The organism is Campylobacter sp. RM16188 (assembly GCF_012978795.1).
Lineage (GTDB): Bacteria > Campylobacterota > Campylobacteria > Campylobacterales > Campylobacteraceae > Campylobacter_A > Campylobacter_A canis.
Map to the genome: position 1 here is coordinate 116,637 of NZ_LIWQ01000001.1, position 18,096 is coordinate 134,732.

An 18,096-nucleotide genomic window follows, 5' to 3' on the forward strand; every position below is an offset into this window, starting at 1 on the left:
AATGCTTAAGAAATTCTTGGTTTTTCTACTGTCGTTTTCTTTTGCTTTTGGTATGAGCGAGGCTGAGATCAAAAGCTATATAGAGCAAAATAGCGATAATTACGAGCTTTTAAAGAGTGCTCCTGATAAAATTTACGCAAGCAGTCCTACGCTTCTTTACCTGCTTTATGCGTTAGCTCCGGAAAGGATCATTGGTTCAAATTTCGAGTGGAACGACTACGAGCGACCGTATATAAAAGAGTCCGTGCTTAATCAGCCCGTGGTCGGCGGATTTTTCGGGCAGGGTAAGATCCCAAATGTCGAGATGCTACTTCGCATAAATCCTGAGCTTATTCTCATAAACGCAAATTCTAAAAACAGCAAAAAGATGAAAGATGTCTTTGGCTCTATCAAAAAGCCGATGCTCTATCTTAGTGCTACAAGCCTAGAAGACTACGTGCAAAGCTTTGAAATTTTAGGTCATGTTATCGGCAAAGAGCAGCGAGCCAAAGAGCTTACTTTATACGCGCAAAATTCGCTGAATTTGACTGAGAAAATTGAAGCTTACATTGCTAAAAACGGTCTTAAAAAAGTTAGAATGTATTATGCGCAAGGCAAAGACGGTCTTTCAACCGAGTGTGAAGGCTCGTATCACGCTACGCTTATACCAAAAAGCGGAGGCGAAGTCGTGCATAAATGCGGTGAAGAAAATGCAAATTCTTACGGGCGAGTGAAGGTAAGCTTTGAACAGGTTCTTAAGTATAATCCGGATATGATATTGATTTATGAGCGTGAGTTTTACGATAAAATTTACTCTGACCCCAAGTGGGCTTTGCTTGATGCGGTAAAAAACAAAAGAGTGTATTATATCCCAAGAGAGCCTTTTAGCTGGTTTGATCGCCCGCCTTCTTTTATGAGATTTTTAGGGATTAAATGGCTTATAAATTTAGCTTATCCCGACGCTTTTAAATTTGATATGGTAAGCCAAACCAAAGAGTTTTACAAGCTGTTTTTGGACATCTCGTTAAGCGACGAGCAGGCGATGAGAATTTTAGGGCAAAAATGAAGATAATATATGAGCCTGGGCTAAAATTTGCACAAATTTATCTTTTAGCTGGTCTTTTGAGTGTAAAATTAGCGAGCATTGATGAGTAAAAAAGCATTTTTGTTTTTGCTCTTTTTGCTGCTTTCTTGCGTTTTTGCTTCGCTTTTGCTTGGCAAATACGGCTTTAGCGCAAACGAATACATAGCTTACTTTAAGGCCCTTTTAAGCGGTAAAGATCTTAAAGAATTTGAGATCATGCACACGCTACTAAGTGAAATTCGTCTGCCTAGAATTTTAGCCTGCTTGCTGATCGGTGCCAGCCTTGCGATTTCAGGTGCTGCATATCAGGCGATGTTTGTAAATCCTCTCGTTTCGCCTTCGATACTTGGCGTACTAGCGGGTGCGGGCTTTGGAGCGGCTCTTGGGATGTTCTTTCGCTTAAGCGACGTGCTGGTTCAGCTTAGCACCTTTGCCTTTGGCTTTTTGGCGGTTATCTTTTCGCTGCTTATTTCGGCTCTTTATTCGCGACAAGGAAGCGTTATAGTGCTGGTTATTGGCGGTGTTATAAGCGGCTCGTTGTTTTCTTCGTTGCTTTCGGTTTTAAAATACGCCGCAGATCCAAACGATAGTCTGCCTAGCATTACTTATTTTTTAATGGGAAGCCTTAGCTTTGCTTCAAAAAGCTTTATGCAAATTTCGATTTTACCGATGTTTGCGGGCATCATCTTGCTTGCGTTTTGCGGTAAATATCTAAACGCATTAAGCCTTGGCGAAGAGGAGGCAAAAAGCCTTGGCGTAAATGTGCTGAGAGTTAAAATTTTTGTTATCTTGGTAGCTACTTTTATAAGCGCTTTAAGTGTCACGATCGCTGGGATAATCGGCCGGATCGGGCTTATAGTTCCACACATCGCACGGTTTGTTTATGGTGCGGACAACATAGCCGTTTTGGTAAGCTCGGCAATGATCGGTGCGATCTTTTTGCTCTTTTGCGATAGCTTTTCGCGACTTATTTTTACCTTTGAAATTCCTATCGGCATAGTTACATCGCTTTTTGGAATTCCGATGTTTGTTATCATCTTGCGCCACGCTAAAAAGGGCTTTTGATGTTGATAGAGGTTAGAAATTTAAGTTTTGCCTATAAGGACCGCACTATACTTGATGATATAGGCTTTGGCATAGACGAAGGAGATACTTTAAGTATTTTAGGTGCAAACGGAAGCGGCAAAAGCACTCTACTTCGCATCATGCTCGGGTTTTTGAAATTTAAAGGCGAGGTTTTAATCGCCGGCAAAAGCGTGAGGAAATACTCTAAAAATTCGCTAGCAAGTCTTATAGCCTGCGTGCCTCAAACTCATGCGCCGTCATACGAATACACCGTATTTGATGTGGTTTTAATGGGGGCGCTTTGTAGGACGCCAATGTTTTCAAATTTTGCCAAAAGAGATAAAATTTTAGCCGAGCAGGCACTTGATAAGATGGGAATTTTAAAGCTTAAAAACGAGCGATATACTCGCGTAAGTGGCGGCGAAAGGCAGCTTGCTTATATCGCGCGCACGTTAGTTCAAGGCGCAAAGGCGATATTTATGGATGAGCCTACCAACGGGCTTGACTTTGGAAATCAAATAAAGCTTTTAGAGATGATAAAGATACTAAAAGATGATGGATATACTTTCGTGCAGACTACGCACCATCCAAGGCACGCGAAATTCGTGTCAAATTTGGTGCTATTTTTAAAAGATGGCAAAATTTTAAACTTCGGCAGCAGCAAAGAGCTGATAAACGCTCAAAATGTAGATAAAATTTACGGGGTGAATTACGAGAAGTATAAAGATAGTCTTTAGTTTGCTTTAAAATGCAAATTTGTATCTTGCAAGATGCTTGTCTTGATACGGCTTGATTTGATGAATTTGTATAAAATTTCAAAGGATTTATGATGATACTACCTTCAAACTACGATAAAATCGACTTTAACGAGCTTTATAAAGCTCAGCGAGCCAAAAGCTCGTTTGGCTCAAAAAGCGTAGAGGACTGGGATAATAAAGCAGCAGGAATGAACGAGAGCGTGCATGATAGCATTTATATCGATGAGTTTTTAAGCAGGGTTGATTTTAACGGCGTTGAAAGCGTGCTTGATTTTGCTTGCGGTCCGGGAACTTTGAGTCTAAAAGTATCACCTAAAGCAAAAAGCGTGTATGCTTATGACTACTCAAAAAACATGCTTAAATTTACGCAGCAAAATGCGGCTAAGTTAAATTTAACCAACATAAAAACCGCACAAAAAGCCTTTGAACACGACTGGGGCGATGTGCCGATCTGTGATATCGTATTTGCTTCGCGCTGCCTTGAGGTGGACGATCTGCGTGGCGCACTCGCTAAGCTCATCTCAAAGGCTAAAAAGGCTGTTTATATCACTTTTAAAGTGGGAGCCAGCTTCGTCGATGAGGAAATTTTACGAGCTATGCAAAAAGAGGTCGAGCCAAAGCCCGATTATATCTATCTTGTAAATATCTTGGCCCAGATGGGTTATCTGCCAAGGCTTGATTTTATAAAAAGCGAAAACAAGCATTCCGCCGCCACAAGCGCGGAGGAGCTTATCAAAAAAGTAACTTGGGGTATAGGAAACGAGTTAAGCGAGATTGAAAAAGAGCGTTTAAGAAACTATTTTAACGAAGGCTATGAGCTTAAGAGCGAGCCTATGATTTGGGCATTTGTGCGAGTTGATGTCTGAAATTTGAGTTGTAAAATTTATTTAGGAGATATGAAGAAAATTTGACCTTTTGAAAAAGGTCAAATTTGTGTATGAAATTATTTTGCCGCAGCTTCTACGTCGACTTGAATTTTTACTTTTTCAGAGATCATAGCATCTCCAAAATTTGAGCCTACGTTGAAGTCTTTTCTCATGACTTCGCCTGTGATGCTAAAGCCGATTTTTTCATTACCGTGGTGATCTTTAGTGTCTCCGCCGTATTCAAAGTCAAGTTTTACGGGTTTTGTTACTCCTCTTATGGTCAAGTCGCCATAAATATTGCCTTCATCACTGCCTTCTTTTTCAAATTTGGTCATTTTAAAAGTGATTTTGTCAAATTTGCCGGCATCAAAGAAGTCCTCTGAAGATAGGTGTTCGTCACGTTTTTTGTTGTCTGTATCTATTGACTTGGTGTCTATTGTTACCTCAAGCATTTTTAGCTCGTTTGTTGCCTTGTCGTAATCAACTTTAGCATCATAAGCTTTAAATTTACCATTTACTTTTGCTATTTTAAGGTGTTTAACTTGAAACCCCAATGTGCTGTGAGCATGGTCTATAGCATAATTTTGCGCATAGCTAAAGCTTGCTAAAAGTGCTGCGATAGCCGATATTTTGATTAGTTTTTTCATTATATATCCTTGTTTGAAATAATTTTCAAGATTATATTTGATATTTTATAATGAATAATAAATCAGTTATATTTTGTGTTTTATTTTAATAATTTAGAATTTAAATTTAAGATAAATTTATGAAAAGAAAGTCCGCACAAAGTCGCACGGACAAATTTTATATTAATTAAGCACCGATAATAATTTGGCTTGCTTTGATAACCGCAACTACATCATCACCGGCTTTAAGGGCCAAGCTTTTGGTGGATTCGTTTGTGATGATAGCGCTTAGCTTATCTCCGCCTGCTATCTTGATGTCTATCTCCGAATTTACCGCACCCTCTTTAACGCTAACGACTTTACCTTTGATTTGATTAGTTGCGCTTAATTTAAGCTCGTTTTCGCCTTTTGCGACAATTATGCTTGAGGCTTTAAATAGATAAACGACTTTTTTGCCTACTTTAAGATCAAGGGCTTTTTCAGACTCGACTGTAACTGTTGCTTTTACTATCTCTCCGCCTTGGAGTTTGCTTACGATAAGTGAATTTACAACACCTGTTTTTACTTCAACGATCTCTGCTTGAAGTTGATTTCTTGCGCTGAATGACATGTTAAATCCTTTGTTTTTAGTTTGATTTTTAAATCTTGGTGAAATCTTAACAGCCTAAACTTTGGCAAAACTTAAAATAAAATTATATAGAAAAATAATTTAATTTGATTTTTGATAATACTTTAAAAGCTTTGTAAATTCGCGATCTTATCTATAAAATGTTTAAAATAAATATTTCAAATTTAAAATTTAAATATAAATTCAAATAGCTAAAATCGGTTTAATTATATAAATTATTTTAAATTTGAGCTATTTGATAAGAAATTTGGCTTATTTAAAGATAGATTGACGGCTTTTGGAAGTCAAATTTAACTCCAAAGCCGTCAGTGTATATTAAATCAAATAGGTAAGACCCTGATATTTTGGCTTAAATTTTCTTGTAGCACGTTTTCGATCGCATATAGCGTTCCACCCGAACCGCTTGCACATCCTGAGCAAGCCCCAAGATATCGGATGTAGATATCGATAATGCCTTTGTCGTTTTTCTTGATATCAAGAATTTCCATATTTCCGCCGTCCATCATAAGCATAGGGCGAATTTCGGCATCTATAACCGCTTCAACCGCTTTAAGCTGACCTACTACCGTAAGTTCTTCAAATGCCAAATCGCTATCGTTTCCTGAAATTTTAGCGTCCGCGATAGCTTTTAGCTTCTCAGCTTCCATTTGAGCCCTGGTTTCTTCTAGGATATCGACTAGATAATACTCTCTTTTTTCGTGTCCGCCCGGTTTAATGCAGGATTTACAAAATGCACCCGCTTTGGTATATTGAGTTATCTCTTCGACCGTTTTTAAGTCATTCATTCTGATTACATCGCGAATCGTGCCAAGACTTATTCTGGCGCATTCGCACACAATAATCTCGTCTTCAAAATCCTCAGGATTTACTCCCTTATAGCTTGCCGCAGCCGCTTTGATGACATCATAAGCCATTACCGAGCAGTGCATCTTTTGAGGTGGGACGGCAGGAGTCTCAGGATCGTCTCTCATCGCCTTTTCCACGTCTATATTTGTGATTTTTACCGCCTCATCGACCGTTTTGCCGATACAAAGCTCAGCCATAGTATCGGAGCTTGCTATAGCCGTTCCACAGCCGAAGCTTTTAAATTTCGCATCCATGATGATATCTGTTTTTTCATCAACTAACCAATAAAGCCTCACCGCATCGCCGCAACTCTCTGCGCCAAAATCGGCGATTATAAGTTTGCCGCCACGCTCTTTTGCTTCTTCTTCGGTTATCTGTCCCATATTGCGAGGGCTGTTCATTAGGTCTTGAACTTTTTGTGAGTATTCATCCCAAATCGAGCCGCCGATTAAATCGTGTTTTGCCATTTTATTCCTTTTGAGGCTTGTTTAGCAACTTTGCTAAATCAGCTCCTTCTTTTTAAATTTATAAATTTATTAAAGCCCGCTTGCGTGCCAATCCGGCGTATAAGCAAACGTACTTGAAATCGCTCTTAATCTTTCAACCGCTTTTTTGATATGCACTATCGCGTAGTCGATCTCTTCTTCGGTGTTAAATCTTGAAAGAGATAGCCTTAAAGCCGTGTGCGCAAGCTCCTTGTCAGCACCGATCGCTTCCATTATAGGGTTGCTCTCAAGCGTTTCGCTCGCACAAGCAGAACCCGTAGAAGCAGCAATGCCAGCTTGGTTTAAATCCCAAAGCATAGCTTCGCCTTCAACGCCTTTAACTGCGGCTAAAATAGTGTTTGGCAAGCGATGAGCCCTATCTCCCACAACTGAAATTTCAGGAATTTCAAGTAGAGCGTCTTCAAGCTTGTCTCTTAATTTTCTAACGTGTAAATTTTCAAATTCCATTAGTTTGTTGCTATTTTCCAGCGCTTGCGCCATACCTACGATACCTGCTACGTCAAGCGTTCCGCTTCGTCTGCCGCCCATATGCTCACCTCCGTGAAGCAGGCTTGTAAGTGGCTGAGAATTTTTGATATAAAGTCCGCCGATACCTTTTGGACCGTGAAATTTGTGCGCAGAAAAACTCATAAAATCCATATTTATATCTTGCACGTTTATTTTTATCTTGCCGACCGTTTGTGTGGCATCGGTGTGAAAGAGCGCGCCGTATTCGTGCGCTATAGCCGCAAGCTCCTTAACCGGAAAAATTGTCCCCGTTTCGTTATTTGCCCACATTACGCTTACAAGCGCAGTTTTGTCATCTATCAAATTTCTTAAATCGTTTGGATCTAAAAGCCCGTTTTCATCAACCGGAATGTGGCTTACTCTTATGCCAAATTGCTTCAAAAATTCGCATGCCGCGCCAGTTGCCGGGTGTTCTACAGAACTGATTATGATATGATCTTTGTCTTTATTTAACATATGATCAAAAAATACGCCTTTTATAACCCAGTTATTACTCTCTGTCGCGCAGCTTGTTACGATGATATCGTCTTTATCCCTAGCGTTAAAGGCCGTATAAAGCTGATCCATTGCGCGGCGCAAAGCAGGGTGAGTTTCGCTGCCAAATCTATGAAGCGAGTTTGGGTTTCCATATTTTTCGCAATAAAACGGTTTCATGAGCTCGAAAGCTTCGGGATCAACCATCGTAGTTGCGTTGTTATCTAAATAAACTCTCAAATTTTTGCCTTTTAATTAGGATAGATTTTATCCTTTTTTATTTTTTCAGGATATTATAACAAATTGCATAAAATTTAGTTTAAAATTTAGGCTTAATTTTTTCAAATTTGGGATGATTTTGATATTGAATTTATATTGAAATTCTTTATCAATTTATGAATTATTCGCAATTGAACTACAAGCACCCATTATTTGAGATTTAGCGCTTTTAAAATTAATTAATTTTTTTAAGATTTCGGGCGAGAATTTCTTAAAATTCATAGATATTTTATAATTTATTTCTTAAATTTTTAAAGATTTGTCCCATAAAAAGATTTTTCTCACTCGCTTTATTTTATTTATACGGCTTTTATGTTTTTTAAGAGCCATGAGCTTGTGTAAGCTTAAAGTATTTCAATATAAAATCACCATAGCTCGAATTTAACTTCTCTTAATGCGCAATTTTATTTGAGAAATTTATATTTTGTTACTTTTAAACATAAAGTTTTGAGATATAAGATATATAAAATCATCTTGGATAAAACAGCTTTTCGTAAAAGCCGAGCATATCTCCACAGGCTTCACCGCTTTGAAATAGGAATTCGCCGTTTTTTTCGTTTAAAAAAGCGCTATGATAGCTATTTATGATAGATGTGTTTGAGGCTACTTTTTTCTGGCTTTTGTTATCAACCACAACCATGCGCTTGCCGTCTATAAAATTTTGCATCAGAGGTAAAAACCCTATCTTTTCGGCAGTTACATTAAAGTCAAACAGGCTGTACCCGCTTAAAGGGATTATATTTTTATCTTCCGGATCGCAGGTTATTACGGTTATATTTTCTCTTTTTACAAATCCGATTCTAGCGTGCTTGCCTGCTTTTTCACAAGAAAATTTAGCCTCGTTATATAACGCATAATCGGTAAATAAAAAGCTAGGATTTTCGTGCAGTTCAAACATAAAATTTTGAGCCGTTTTGCAGTAGCTAACGGTTAGAATTTTTGCGATTAGATAAAAGCTCCAAGGGGTTAAAAGAGCTATTATCAGTATAAAAGAGCCTATAAATTTGCTCAAATTCATTTTTTTGATAGCAAATATGAAGATAAAAATACAGATCAAAAGATAAAACGGATATATTATCAGCATCTTAATGCCTTAAATTTCACCGTATTTTCGTATAAATTTCATACCAAACTCCTTTTTGTCCCGCAAATTCGATTGATTTGTCGGTATTGTTTGGTTTAGCTTGCGCCACTATATATTAAATTCTTTGTAATGAGTATTATATTACAAATTTTTACATTTAGGATTTTGCTGCGTTATTATCGGACTTTTGTGCATAAGCATTGAGACTATAAATTTGAAATTCATTCTGAAACGAGTCAAATTTTAAGCCTTGCTTGGCTTGGAAGTTATAAAGTTAGTTTTGGCAGACTCGATAAAAACGAAATTAAAGTGCAAATTTTAAGCTAAGATTATAGCGCTGTTTTAGGCTTAATTTATCTCTTTTAGCATCTCTTGACTTCTTTCAAAGCTAAAGCCTTCATCTTCGTCTTGTTTAAGGAATTTATCGATGAATTCTCGCTTTGAGATCGCCGCATCAAGCTCTTTGTCGTTGCCTTTTTGGTAAGCTCCGATACGAAGCAAAATTTCATTTTCTTTTATAAGTGAATAAAATCTTTTAAATTTAGCCACGTTTGCCTTGTGTTCGGGCGTGATTAGATCGTTCATCACACGCGAAGCCGAATTTAGGATATTTATCGGCGGATAGATTCCAAAGTCCGTTAGTTCCCTACTTAGCACGATGTGTCCGTCAAGTATGGAGCGGCTTTGATCGGCTATCGGATCGCTCATGTCATCGCCATCAACCAAAACCGTAAAAAACGCAGTGATAGAGCCTTTGCCTTCTTCTTTTCCCGCCCGCTCCATTAGTTGAGGAAGTAGCGTAAGCACGGAAGGAGGATACCCCTTAGACGTAGGCGGCTCGCCAAGCGCTAGTCCTATCTCGCGCTGCGCCATGGCAAATCTTGTCACGCTATCCATGATAAACAGCACGTCTTTGCCTTGGTTTTTGAAGTATTCCGCTACGCTCATAGCGCAAAATGCGCCGTATTTTCTCATAAGAGGGCTATCATCGCTCGTAGCTACCACAAGCACCGTACCGCTTAGATCTCCATGCAGGTTCTTTTCGATAAATTCGGGCACTTCGCGACCTCTTTCGCCAATGAGCGCTACTACTTTAACGGGAGCCTCGGAGTTTTTTACGATCATGCCCATTAGAGTGCTTTTGCCGACTCCACTTCCTGCAAAAATTCCCAGCTTTTGACCTTTGCCGCAAGTTAAAAGCGCGTCTATACTCTTAACTCCTACGCTAAAAATCTCATCTATAAGACCTCTTTTCATGGCGTCAATAGGTGCTTTCATGATAGGGGCAAAATCATCGGTATAAATAGCTCCCTTGCCGTCTTTAGGACTCATAAATGGATCCACTACGCGCCCAAGAAGCGCATCGCCGACAGGGATTTTCATGCCTTGATCGCTTAGATAGACAAGATCTCCTATCTTGTAGCCCTCGACAAATCCAAACGGCGATATAAAAGCTCCGTCTTGTTTGATCTCGGTAACCATGCCAAGACCTCTTTTGCTTTTGTCGCGAGCAACGATCTGGACGATATCGCCAATACTTGGACGAAGCCCTGAAATTTCAATAGTAGTTGATGAAATTTTATTTATCACTCCAAAGACGTTTGAAAGGGATAAATTTGAGTTTAGCTTGGATTTTAGACGCTGTAAACTCACTAGAATCTCACCTCTTTTGGCGAATTTATAAGAGCGAAAAACTCTCTTCTGGTATCCGCATTTTTGATAAAAATTCCTCTTAACGCCGAAGTCGTGGTGGTTGAGTTTATCTTTTCAACTCCTCTCATCTCTACGCACATATGCCTTGCTTCTATCACCACACCAACGCCTTTTGGTTTGATAACTTCTTGAATCGCGCTTGCGATCTGTTCGGTCATCTGCTCTTGAATTTGAAGCCTTCTGGCAAAGATATTTACCATGCGAGGAAGCTTGCTAAGCCCTACAACCTTGCCGTCTGGTATATACGCCACATGAACGCGCCCGATTATAGGAAGCAGATGGTGTTCGCAAAGGCTATAAAATTCAATATCCCTCATCAAAACCATTTCGTTGTTTGAGCTTTCAAAAAGTGCGTCGTTGAGCACCTCTTTTGGATCTTGTTCATAACCTTGAGTTAGAAATTTAAACGCTTTAAAAACTCTTTCGGGAGTTTTGATAAGACCTTCTCTATTTACGTCCTCGCCGATTATCTCAAGCATGTTTTTAACCGAATTTTCAAAGCTAATTTTTTGCTGATTTTCTTGCATTTTTGATTTCCTTAAAATTTAGCCACATTTTACATTAAAGCGCCTTTTGCATTGATAAATTTCAAATTTATACAACTAATAAGGAAAAATTTGATATATTCATTAGAAAATTTTTATTTTTAAAAGGAAATAAATGGAACTCAAAACCAAAGTTATAGACACTGCCAACGCTTCGGTAACGGCTAAAATCTCAAGCGAAGAGATAAAATCAAAGCTTGAAAATCTTGCTAAAAAAGCAGCTAAAAATATGAAAATGGAAGGCTTTAGAGTTGGTAAAGTGCCTGTAAATTTAGTCTTAAAAAGATACGAAAAAGAGCTAACCAGCGATGCGGAACAAGACGCTTTAAAAGATCTTATAGACGCCGCTTTAAAAAAGCTTAATAGAAAAACAGATGAGGTTATCGGCGAGCCGATGTTTATAAAATTCGAAAGAGAAGAGGGCGCTATCGATACCGAGATAGAAATTTCATTTAAACCTGTCGTAAATTTGGACGGATACGAAGAGCTTATACCTGAATTTTCAACTCCTCGCGTTATGAAAAAAGAGATTGACGAGAAAAAAGACGAGCTTTTAAAGATGGTAGCTCCGCTTGAGAAAGTTGATAAGAAAAAGCTAGAAAAAGGCGACTTTGCTAAATTTGATTTTGAAGGTTTCGTAGACGGCGTTGCGTTTGACGGCGGCAAGGCTGAAGGATATGTGCTTGAGATAGGCTCGGGTCAGTTTATACCGGGCTTTGAAGATGGAATGATCGGTCTAAAAGTCGGTGAAGAAAAAGATGTAGAAGTAACATTTCCGGCTGAATACGGTGCGCCAAATTTAGCAGGCAAAGCGGCTGTGTTTAAAGTAAAACTGCATGAAATTCAAGGCAAAAACGTAGCAAAAGAGATAGACGCGGAGCTGTTAAAACAACTTATGCCAAATGAAGAAAACGCTAGCGTTGAGCTTCTTGAAGAGAGAATCAAAGATCAAATAAGAGCCGACAAGCAGTATAAGCTGGTAAATGAAGAGCTTAAACCGAAATTCGCAGAAGCTATAGTCGAAAAGTATAAATTCGATATACCAAAAAACATCGTAGAACAAGAGATAGATATGCAATTCCGCGGTGCATGGAATGGCTTTAGCGAAGATGAGATGAAGAGCTTTAGAGATGATAAAGACGCTCTAACTAAAAAGCGCGAGACATTCCGCGAAGATGCGCAAAAGAGCGTAAAACTAACGTTTATCATAGATGAGCTTGCCAGAAGAAGAAATGTAGCCGTAAGCGATCAAGAGCTTATCCAAGCTGTTTATTTTGAGGCTTACAGATCGGGACTTGATCCGAAACAACACCTTGAAAACTACAAAAATCAAGGAGTTTTACCGGCTATAAAAATGTCTATGATAGAAGAAAAGCTATTTAACGAAATGTTTGACAAAAAAGAAGAAAAAGCTGAAAAAGAGCCTAAAAAAGCGGCTAAAGAAAAAGACGAACCAAAAACTGAAAAAAAGACAACAAAAAAGGCAGATAAATGAGCTATTACGTCCCATACGTAATCGAGCGAACAAGCAAGGGCGAGCGAAGTTATGATATCTATTCTCGCCTCTTAAAAGATCGTATCGTAATGCTAAGCGGAGAGATAGAAGACGGTATAGCCTCTTCTATCGTGGCTCAAATGCTGTTTTTAGAGGCCGAAGATCCCGATAAAGATATCTACTTATACATAAATAGCCCAGGCGGAGTTATCACAAGCGGCTTTAGTATATATGATACGATGAACTATATAAAACCTGATGTTTGCACGATCTGCATAGGTCAAGCCGCGTCTATGGGGGCTTTTTTGCTAAGTTGCGGAACTCCCGGCAAAAGATATGCGCTTCCAAATTCTCGCATCATGATACACCAGCCCCTAGGCGGTGCTAGAGGTCAAGCTACCGATATAGAAATTCAAGCTAAAGAAATTTTGCGTATGAAAGAAATTCTAAACTCTATCTTGGCTAAAAACACGGGTCAAAAATTAAGCAAAATAGCAAAAGATACCGATAGGGACTTTTTCATGAGTTCGTTTGAAGCCAAAGAGTATGGGCTAATCGATAAAGTTTTGGAGAAAAGCTTTAAATAACGAGGTTAAATTTGATTAAAGTTAATAAAAAAAAGGCTGAAAATACCGTAACCATCAAGGAAAAAGACCAAGGCGAGTTTAATATCTATGATTTTTCCGAAGATATCATCAAAGAGCTAAACGAAGAGAATATTCCTTCCATTCCTAAAAATTATTCGATCTTTTTTGAAAAAATGCTTGAAAAAAAGCCCGATGAATTTAAAAAAAAGATGGGCGAGATCATAGAGATTGAAGATGAGATAGGCAGGATTGAAGACGATAGACAAATTTACATCGAGCGAGAGATCAAGCAGAGTTTTGCTCAGATAAAGAGCATGCTTCAAGCTGTTGCGCTTATCTATAAAAATTTAGGCATCATGAAAACTATCATCAAAAAACGCTCCGATAGCCTTGAATCAAATGCAAATTTGCTCACCGTGCAAAATGTATTTAGCGCTTTTAATGAGGACTTAGATAAGCTAAATACGCTTATGAACAAGCATATAGACGTTATCAAAACGAACTATGAAGAGATAAGCAGGGTTTTTAAGGTGGTTGAAGAGCAGTCGATTTATGATCCTCAATTTGATCTTTATAACAAGAAATTTTTCCTAAAAACCATGACTTCAGAGATGAAGTATGTGAAAAAATACGGCTATAACTCATCTTTCATGCTTGTAAAACCAAAAGATAGCGCCGTTGATATGCTTGGAGTTAGAGATAAGCAGATAGTGCTAAAAAATATCTCAAGATTTTTGCTTAAAACTTCAAGAAGAAGCGATATACTAGCTCACTATGGCGATGGAATTTTTGCCATGCTTATGAAGCATACGGATATAGAGGGTGCGAAAAAGGCTTGCGAACGGATTGCCGATATGTTTTATGCGGCTACGTTTTTAATAAGCGACGAGGAATTTGAAATCGATATGGAGATAGCTGTTTGTGATCTAAATACTACAAAAACGGTCGAAGAAGTGCTTTCCCAAACTCTTGACAGCCTTATAAAAAGTGGCAGAAGCCTTGAAAAATACGTAATCGTAGAGAGTAAATAATGGTACTTGAAATTTTAACTTATCCCGATAAAAGGCTATATCAAAGATCGATTGAGGTGAGCGAGTTTGATGAAAATTTGCATAAATTTTTAGACGATATGTATGATACGATGATAGCCAAAAACGGAATTGGGTTGGCGGCGATTCAGGTAAAAAATCCTATTCGTGTACTCATTATAAATTTAGTAAATGAAGAAACTGAAATTCAAGAGAGAGCCGACCTGCTTGAGATAATAAATCCGAAAATATTGCGTAAAGAGGGCGAGCAAATTTTCCAAGAAGGCTGCCTTAGCGTGCCCGGATTTTACGAGGAAGTAAAGCGTGCCGAAAAGATAACTCTAGGATATCAAAATAGGCACGGCAAAGAGTGTGAGCTTGAAGCGGATGGGCTTTTAGCCGTAGCTATTCAGCACGAGATGGATCATCTTGACGGACATCTGTTTATAGAAAAGATCGGTTACAATAAAAGAAAAAAATTTGATAAAGAGTATAAGAAGCTTCGAGATAAAAATCTATGAAATCGCTAAAGTGCGCGACTTACACCGACGGGCTGAGGATCGTTGATGTTGAATCAACCTTTAACAGAGGTCTTCCCGCACTTAGCATCGTAGGGCTTGCAGGCACGAGCATAAAAGAGAGTGAAGCAAGGGTTAAATCAGCCCTTCTTGCTCAGAATTTCTCTTTTCCCGCACAAAAAATCATCATAAATCTCTCTCCTTCGGATATGCCAAAGACGGGAAGCCATTTTGATCTGCCTATCGCGCTTTTGATAGCTTTACAAAAAGAAGTCGTAAATTTTGGCGAATTTTTCGTATTTGGCGAGCTTGGACTTGACGGAAGCGTTAAGAGTACGACAACTCTTTTTTCTATACTGCTATTTCTAAGCGCAAGTGTTAAAAAGGCTAAAGTTTTAGTTCCAAAAGAGATAGCAAATAGCGCAGGCATGATACCAAATTTGGAAATTTACGCTGTAAATAGGCTTGATGAAGCGATCAAATTTTTTCTTGATGACGAATTTAAGAAGCAGTGTTTAGTAAAAGATACTCATCCTTTATTTGCAAATTTGACTCAAATTTGCGGTAAAAATTATGTTATAAACTCAAAATTTGATCTTGATTTTAAGGATATCAAAGGCCAGGCTAGAGCCAAAAGAGCCTGCCTTATAGCAGCTTGCGGTATGCACAATATCATCTTTGAAGGAAGCCCGGGTTGTGGCAAAAGCATGAGCGCAAAACGCTTAAGATATATCCTTCCGCCTCAAAATTTAGATGAAATTTTACTCAGTGCGGCATACTCGTCGCTAAATTTGCAAGATCATGAGTTTAGCGCGCTTAGAGCTTTTAGAAGCCCGCATCATACATCGACTAAAAGCTCTATCTTTGGAGGCGGAACGGCAAGCGCAAGGATAGGCGAGGTCGCTCTTGCAAACGGCGGAATTTTGTTTTTTGACGAGCTTCCCCACTTCGGTAAGCAAATTTTAGAAAGCCTTCGAGAGCCGCTTGAAGATAATCAAATCCACATCTCAAGAGTAAATTCCAAGATAACTTACAAGACGAAATTTATGTTTGTGGGTGCCATGAACCCATGCCCGTGCGGAAATTTGTTCTCAAAACAGCTAAACTGCAGATGTTTAGAAACCGATATCAAGCGATACAAGGCTAAAATTTCCGAGCCTCTTTTGGATAGGATCGACCTGCACGTGCTTATGGACGAGGTTGCAAGTAGCGATAAGAGCGATGTCGCGAGTGCCGATATACAGCGTGAAGTTTTGCGAGTTTTTGAGGTGCAGATGAAGCGGGGTCAAAGCGAGCTAAACGGCAAGTTAAGCGATGAAGAGATAGCTAAATTTTGCATTTGCGATAGTGAAGCTAAAATCGTGCTGGATATGTCGGTCGGGCGATTTGCTCTTACTCAAAGAGGCATAAATAAAACTCTAAAAGTAGCTCGCACAATTGCCGATCTTGACGGCTCGCAGATAATTAAAAAGCCTCATATCTTAGAGGCTTTAAGCTTTCGCGTAAGGAGCGAGGCATGAAAAAACTGTTTTTAAACACTTCCAAACTCGATGAAACGGCTTGCTTAAAATTTGGTTTAAGCAACGAAATTTTGATGGAAAATGCCGCAAATGCTCTTGCAAAACATGTGCACAAGAGAGTTAAAAAGGGCGCAAAAATTTTAGGAGTTTGCGGTAGCGGAAATAACGCTGCAGACGTAGCAGCCGCTCTTAGAATGTTAAGCGGCGAGTATGAGTGCGAGCTTTTTTTAGCGTTTGATAAGCAAAACGAGACGCTTAAAACTCAGCTTGACAGAGCATTTAAGCTTGGAGTTAAACCCGTTAAAAAAATAGGCAAATATAAATGCATTATCGACGGGATTTTTGGCTCTGGACTTAATCGAAATTTGGATAAAAAGACGATAAATCTTATAAATTCTTTAAACGAAATAAAAGCTTACAAGATAGCATGCGATATCCCAAGCGGGCTTAATGAGCTTGGAAATAGTTGCGGCGCCGTTTTTAAATCCGATATAACTATAACTATGGGAGCTGCTAAAATCGGACTTTATTCTGATTTTGCTAAAGATTTTACAGGCAAGATAAAAGTGGCTGATTTGGGGCTTGCAGCTAGTAAATTTGAAGGAGCAACCGATACTTTCAGGCTTTTAAAAAGCGATATGAATTTGCCTTTTAGAATTAAAGCTAACACTAACAAGAGTGAATTCGGGCATGTTTTTATAGTTAGCGGTGAGCTTAGCGGAGCTGCTCAAATAGCCGGCAAATCGGCTTTAGCTATGGGAGCAGGGCTTGTTAGTATCGTTAGTGAGTCTAAGAATTTGATAACCGATCCGCTTTTGATGAATGTAAGCTCAATAACTGAAAAAATGGCTTATGGAGCTCTTGGAATGGGGCTTGGAAAGCTTGATGAGACTAAAAAAATAGAGCTTTTTAACACGCTTAAAAACAAAAAGGCGTTGGTGCTTGATGCTGATATGTGCTACGAAGAGCTTACTATAGAGCTTTTAAAATCAAAAAAAGAGATAGTGATAACTCCTCATCCAAAGGAATTTTGTTCGCTTTTAGAGCTTGGCGGATTTGGCAAATTTAGTGTGCAAGAGGTGCAAGAAAATCGATTTGAAATTGCCAGAATGTGGAGCAAAAAATTTCCAAATGTGTTAGTTTTAAAAGGCGCTAACACCATAATTGCTTTTGAGGGGAAAATTTACCTGATGCCTTATGGAAGCGCAGCTCTTGCAAAAGCGGGAAGCGGAGACGCACTAAGTGGCATAATCATCTCTTTACTCGCTCAAGGCTACACTACGCTTGATGCGGCTATAAGCGGTACTTTGGCACATGCTTTAAGCGTGCGAAAATCAAAGCGAAACAACTACTCGATAACTCCTAAAGATATCATCAAAGGGCTTAAATGGTTACGAAAAAAATAGCGGTTTTATTTAGCGGAAGCGGTTCAAATTTAGAAGCTATCCTTCAAAGAGTTCATAATAAAATTTTTAACGACATCAAAATCCAAGTCGCGCTAACAATCACAAATAAAGCTAACGCTTACGGCATAGAGCGAGCTCGTAAATACGGGCTTGAAAGCGTGATTATAGAGCATACGAAATTTAGTTCGCGCGAGGAATTTGATGCGGCGTTAGTTAGTGAGATTAAAAAGCATGATATTGATTTAACGGTTCTTGCGGGATTTATGAGGATTTTAACCCCTATTTTTACGACTAACATAAAAGCTATCAACCTTCATCCGTCGCTTTTACCGCTTTTTAAAGGGGCTCATGCTATCAAGGAGAGCTTTGAAAGCGAGATGTTAGTAGGAGGTGTTAGCGTGCATTATGTAAATGAAGAGCTTGACGGCGGGAAGCTCATAATGCAAAGAGCTTTTGAGAAAACCGATGGTATGAGTCTTGAAGAATTTGAGGCAAAAATCCACGCCATAGAGCATGAAATTTTGCCTGAAAGTATAGTGAAAATTCTTTGTAAAGCGTAAGATATTTTATAAAATTTGCATT

The 18,096-nt window shown here is 38.8% G+C and carries 18 protein-coding genes; 11 read left to right on the forward strand and 7 right to left on the reverse strand.

Features of this window, described 5'->3' with window-relative positions; genetic code table 11:
* The first annotated feature begins 1 nt into the window (after position 1).
* From CDOM16188_RS00630 to CDOM16188_RS00645, 4 genes are all read left to right on the forward strand, one after another.
* Positions 2-1,045 carry an ABC transporter substrate-binding protein gene (locus CDOM16188_RS00630; protein WP_172197287.1) on the forward strand — a complete coding sequence of 348 codons (1,044 nt, stop codon included), beginning with the start codon at positions 2-4 and terminating at the stop codon, positions 1,043-1,045.
* Positions 1,046-1,126: 81 nt separating this feature from the next.
* Positions 1,127-2,128, forward strand: coding sequence for an iron ABC transporter permease (locus CDOM16188_RS00635; protein ID WP_172197290.1), 1,002 nt, complete (start codon positions 1,127-1,129; stop codon positions 2,126-2,128).
* Positions 2,128-2,865: an ABC transporter ATP-binding protein gene (locus tag CDOM16188_RS00640; protein WP_172197293.1), complete on the forward strand. Its 738-nt coding sequence runs from the start codon at positions 2,128-2,130 to the stop codon at positions 2,863-2,865. Before CDOM16188_RS00635 ends, CDOM16188_RS00640 begins: the two co-directional genes overlap by 1 nt.
* Positions 2,866-2,957: 92 nt before the next feature.
* On the forward strand, positions 2,958-3,752 hold the full coding sequence (locus tag CDOM16188_RS00645; RefSeq protein ID WP_172197296.1) for a class I SAM-dependent methyltransferase: 795 nt from the start codon (positions 2,958-2,960) through the stop codon (positions 3,750-3,752).
* Positions 3,753-3,829: 77 nt separating this feature from the next.
* Here the strand turns inward: CDOM16188_RS00645 and CDOM16188_RS00650 are convergent, their stop codons facing one another.
* The 7 genes from CDOM16188_RS00650 to folE all read right to left on the reverse strand — a co-directional run bounded on the left by CDOM16188_RS00650 (position 3,830) and on the right by folE (position 10,942).
* On the reverse strand, positions 3,830-4,399 hold the full coding sequence (locus tag CDOM16188_RS00650) for a YceI family protein (RefSeq protein ID WP_172197299.1): 570 nt from the start codon (positions 4,397-4,399) through the stop codon (positions 3,830-3,832).
* Between the two features lie 166 nt (positions 4,400-4,565).
* A complete protein-coding gene (locus tag CDOM16188_RS00655) occupies positions 4,566-4,988 on the reverse strand; it encodes a molybdopterin-binding protein (RefSeq protein WP_172197302.1) in 423 nt (140 codons plus the stop codon).
* Positions 4,989-5,326: 338 nt separating this feature from the next.
* The gene (locus CDOM16188_RS00660; protein WP_172197305.1) at positions 5,327-6,319 is read right to left on the reverse strand and encodes an iron-sulfur cluster assembly scaffold protein; all 993 of its coding nucleotides are present in this window, start codon (positions 6,317-6,319) and stop codon (positions 5,327-5,329) included.
* A 69-nt stretch (positions 6,320-6,388) separates the two neighbouring features.
* The gene (locus CDOM16188_RS00665) at positions 6,389-7,579 is read right to left on the reverse strand and encodes a NifS family cysteine desulfurase (protein ID WP_172197308.1); all 1,191 of its coding nucleotides are present in this window, start codon (positions 7,577-7,579) and stop codon (positions 6,389-6,391) included.
* A gap of 508 nt (positions 7,580-8,087) precedes the next feature.
* Positions 8,088-8,702 carry a hypothetical protein gene (locus CDOM16188_RS00670; protein WP_172197311.1) on the reverse strand — a complete coding sequence of 205 codons (615 nt, stop codon included), beginning with the start codon at positions 8,700-8,702 and terminating at the stop codon, positions 8,088-8,090.
* 348 nt (positions 8,703-9,050) lie between these two features.
* A complete protein-coding gene (gene fliI, locus CDOM16188_RS00675) occupies positions 9,051-10,355 on the reverse strand; it encodes a flagellar protein export ATPase FliI (protein ID WP_172197314.1) in 1,305 nt (434 codons plus the stop codon).
* Positions 10,355-10,942, reverse strand: coding sequence for a GTP cyclohydrolase I FolE (gene folE, locus CDOM16188_RS00680; RefSeq protein ID WP_169976409.1), 588 nt, complete (start codon positions 10,940-10,942; stop codon positions 10,355-10,357). The genes fliI and folE overlap by 1 nt, the downstream gene beginning before the upstream one ends.
* Positions 10,943-11,075: 133 nt before the next feature.
* Between folE and tig the strand changes: the two genes are divergently transcribed.
* From tig to purN, 7 genes are read left to right on the forward strand one after another with little or no spacing between them, the layout of a single operon-like run.
* A complete protein-coding gene (tig, locus tag CDOM16188_RS00685; RefSeq protein WP_172197317.1) occupies positions 11,076-12,455 on the forward strand; it encodes a trigger factor in 1,380 nt (459 codons plus the stop codon).
* The gene (clpP, locus tag CDOM16188_RS00690; RefSeq protein ID WP_169943013.1) at positions 12,452-13,042 is read left to right on the forward strand and encodes an ATP-dependent Clp endopeptidase proteolytic subunit ClpP; all 591 of its coding nucleotides are present in this window, start codon (positions 12,452-12,454) and stop codon (positions 13,040-13,042) included. Before tig ends, clpP begins: the two co-directional genes overlap by 4 nt.
* A gap of 11 nt (positions 13,043-13,053) precedes the next feature.
* On the forward strand, positions 13,054-14,073 hold the full coding sequence (locus CDOM16188_RS00695) for a diguanylate cyclase (protein WP_172197320.1): 1,020 nt from the start codon (positions 13,054-13,056) through the stop codon (positions 14,071-14,073).
* Positions 14,073-14,591 carry a peptide deformylase gene (gene def, locus CDOM16188_RS00700; protein WP_172197323.1) on the forward strand — a complete coding sequence of 173 codons (519 nt, stop codon included), beginning with the start codon at positions 14,073-14,075 and terminating at the stop codon, positions 14,589-14,591. Before CDOM16188_RS00695 ends, def begins: the two co-directional genes overlap by 1 nt.
* Positions 14,588-16,108 carry a YifB family Mg chelatase-like AAA ATPase gene (locus CDOM16188_RS00705; RefSeq protein WP_172197326.1) on the forward strand — a complete coding sequence of 507 codons (1,521 nt, stop codon included), beginning with the start codon at positions 14,588-14,590 and terminating at the stop codon, positions 16,106-16,108. Before def ends, CDOM16188_RS00705 begins: the two co-directional genes overlap by 4 nt.
* Positions 16,105-17,514 carry an NAD(P)H-hydrate dehydratase gene (locus tag CDOM16188_RS00710; protein ID WP_172197329.1) on the forward strand — a complete coding sequence of 470 codons (1,410 nt, stop codon included), beginning with the start codon at positions 16,105-16,107 and terminating at the stop codon, positions 17,512-17,514. The genes CDOM16188_RS00705 and CDOM16188_RS00710 overlap by 4 nt, the downstream gene beginning before the upstream one ends.
* Positions 17,496-18,074 carry a phosphoribosylglycinamide formyltransferase gene (gene purN / locus CDOM16188_RS00715; protein ID WP_172197332.1) on the forward strand — a complete coding sequence of 193 codons (579 nt, stop codon included), beginning with the start codon at positions 17,496-17,498 and terminating at the stop codon, positions 18,072-18,074. The genes CDOM16188_RS00710 and purN overlap by 19 nt, the downstream gene beginning before the upstream one ends.
* Positions 18,075-18,096 lie beyond the last annotated feature (22 nt).

What these genes read in the sequence shown, in the direction of transcription:
- def (WP_172197323.1), top strand. Translation starts at nt 14,073, where the DNA reads ATGGTACTTGAAATTTTAACTTATCCCGATAAAAGGCTATATCAAAGA.
- CDOM16188_RS00655 (WP_172197302.1), bottom strand. Translation starts at nt 4,988, where the DNA reads ATGTCATTCAGCGCAAGAAATCAACTTCAAGCAGAGATCGTTGAAGTA.
- CDOM16188_RS00660 (WP_172197305.1), bottom strand. Translation starts at nt 6,319, where the DNA reads ATGGCAAAACACGATTTAATCGGCGGCTCGATTTGGGATGAATACTCA.
- CDOM16188_RS00670 (WP_172197311.1), bottom strand. Translation starts at nt 8,702, where the DNA reads ATGCTGATAATATATCCGTTTTATCTTTTGATCTGTATTTTTATCTTC.
- purN (WP_172197332.1), top strand. Translation starts at nt 17,496, where the DNA reads ATGGTTACGAAAAAAATAGCGGTTTTATTTAGCGGAAGCGGTTCAAAT.
- CDOM16188_RS00630 (WP_172197287.1), top strand. Translation starts at nt 2, where the DNA reads ATGCTTAAGAAATTCTTGGTTTTTCTACTGTCGTTTTCTTTTGCTTTT.
- CDOM16188_RS00640 (WP_172197293.1), top strand. Translation starts at nt 2,128, where the DNA reads ATGTTGATAGAGGTTAGAAATTTAAGTTTTGCCTATAAGGACCGCACT.
- CDOM16188_RS00710 (WP_172197329.1), top strand. Translation starts at nt 16,105, where the DNA reads ATGAAAAAACTGTTTTTAAACACTTCCAAACTCGATGAAACGGCTTGC.
- CDOM16188_RS00635 (WP_172197290.1), top strand. Translation starts at nt 1,127, where the DNA reads ATGAGTAAAAAAGCATTTTTGTTTTTGCTCTTTTTGCTGCTTTCTTGC.
- CDOM16188_RS00650 (WP_172197299.1), bottom strand. Translation starts at nt 4,399, where the DNA reads ATGAAAAAACTAATCAAAATATCGGCTATCGCAGCACTTTTAGCAAGC.
- folE (WP_169976409.1), bottom strand. Translation starts at nt 10,942, where the DNA reads ATGCAAGAAAATCAGCAAAAAATTAGCTTTGAAAATTCGGTTAAAAAC.
- clpP (WP_169943013.1), top strand. Translation starts at nt 12,452, where the DNA reads ATGAGCTATTACGTCCCATACGTAATCGAGCGAACAAGCAAGGGCGAG.
- CDOM16188_RS00705 (WP_172197326.1), top strand. Translation starts at nt 14,588, where the DNA reads ATGAAATCGCTAAAGTGCGCGACTTACACCGACGGGCTGAGGATCGTT.
- tig (WP_172197317.1), top strand. Translation starts at nt 11,076, where the DNA reads ATGGAACTCAAAACCAAAGTTATAGACACTGCCAACGCTTCGGTAACG.
- CDOM16188_RS00645 (WP_172197296.1), top strand. Translation starts at nt 2,958, where the DNA reads ATGATACTACCTTCAAACTACGATAAAATCGACTTTAACGAGCTTTAT.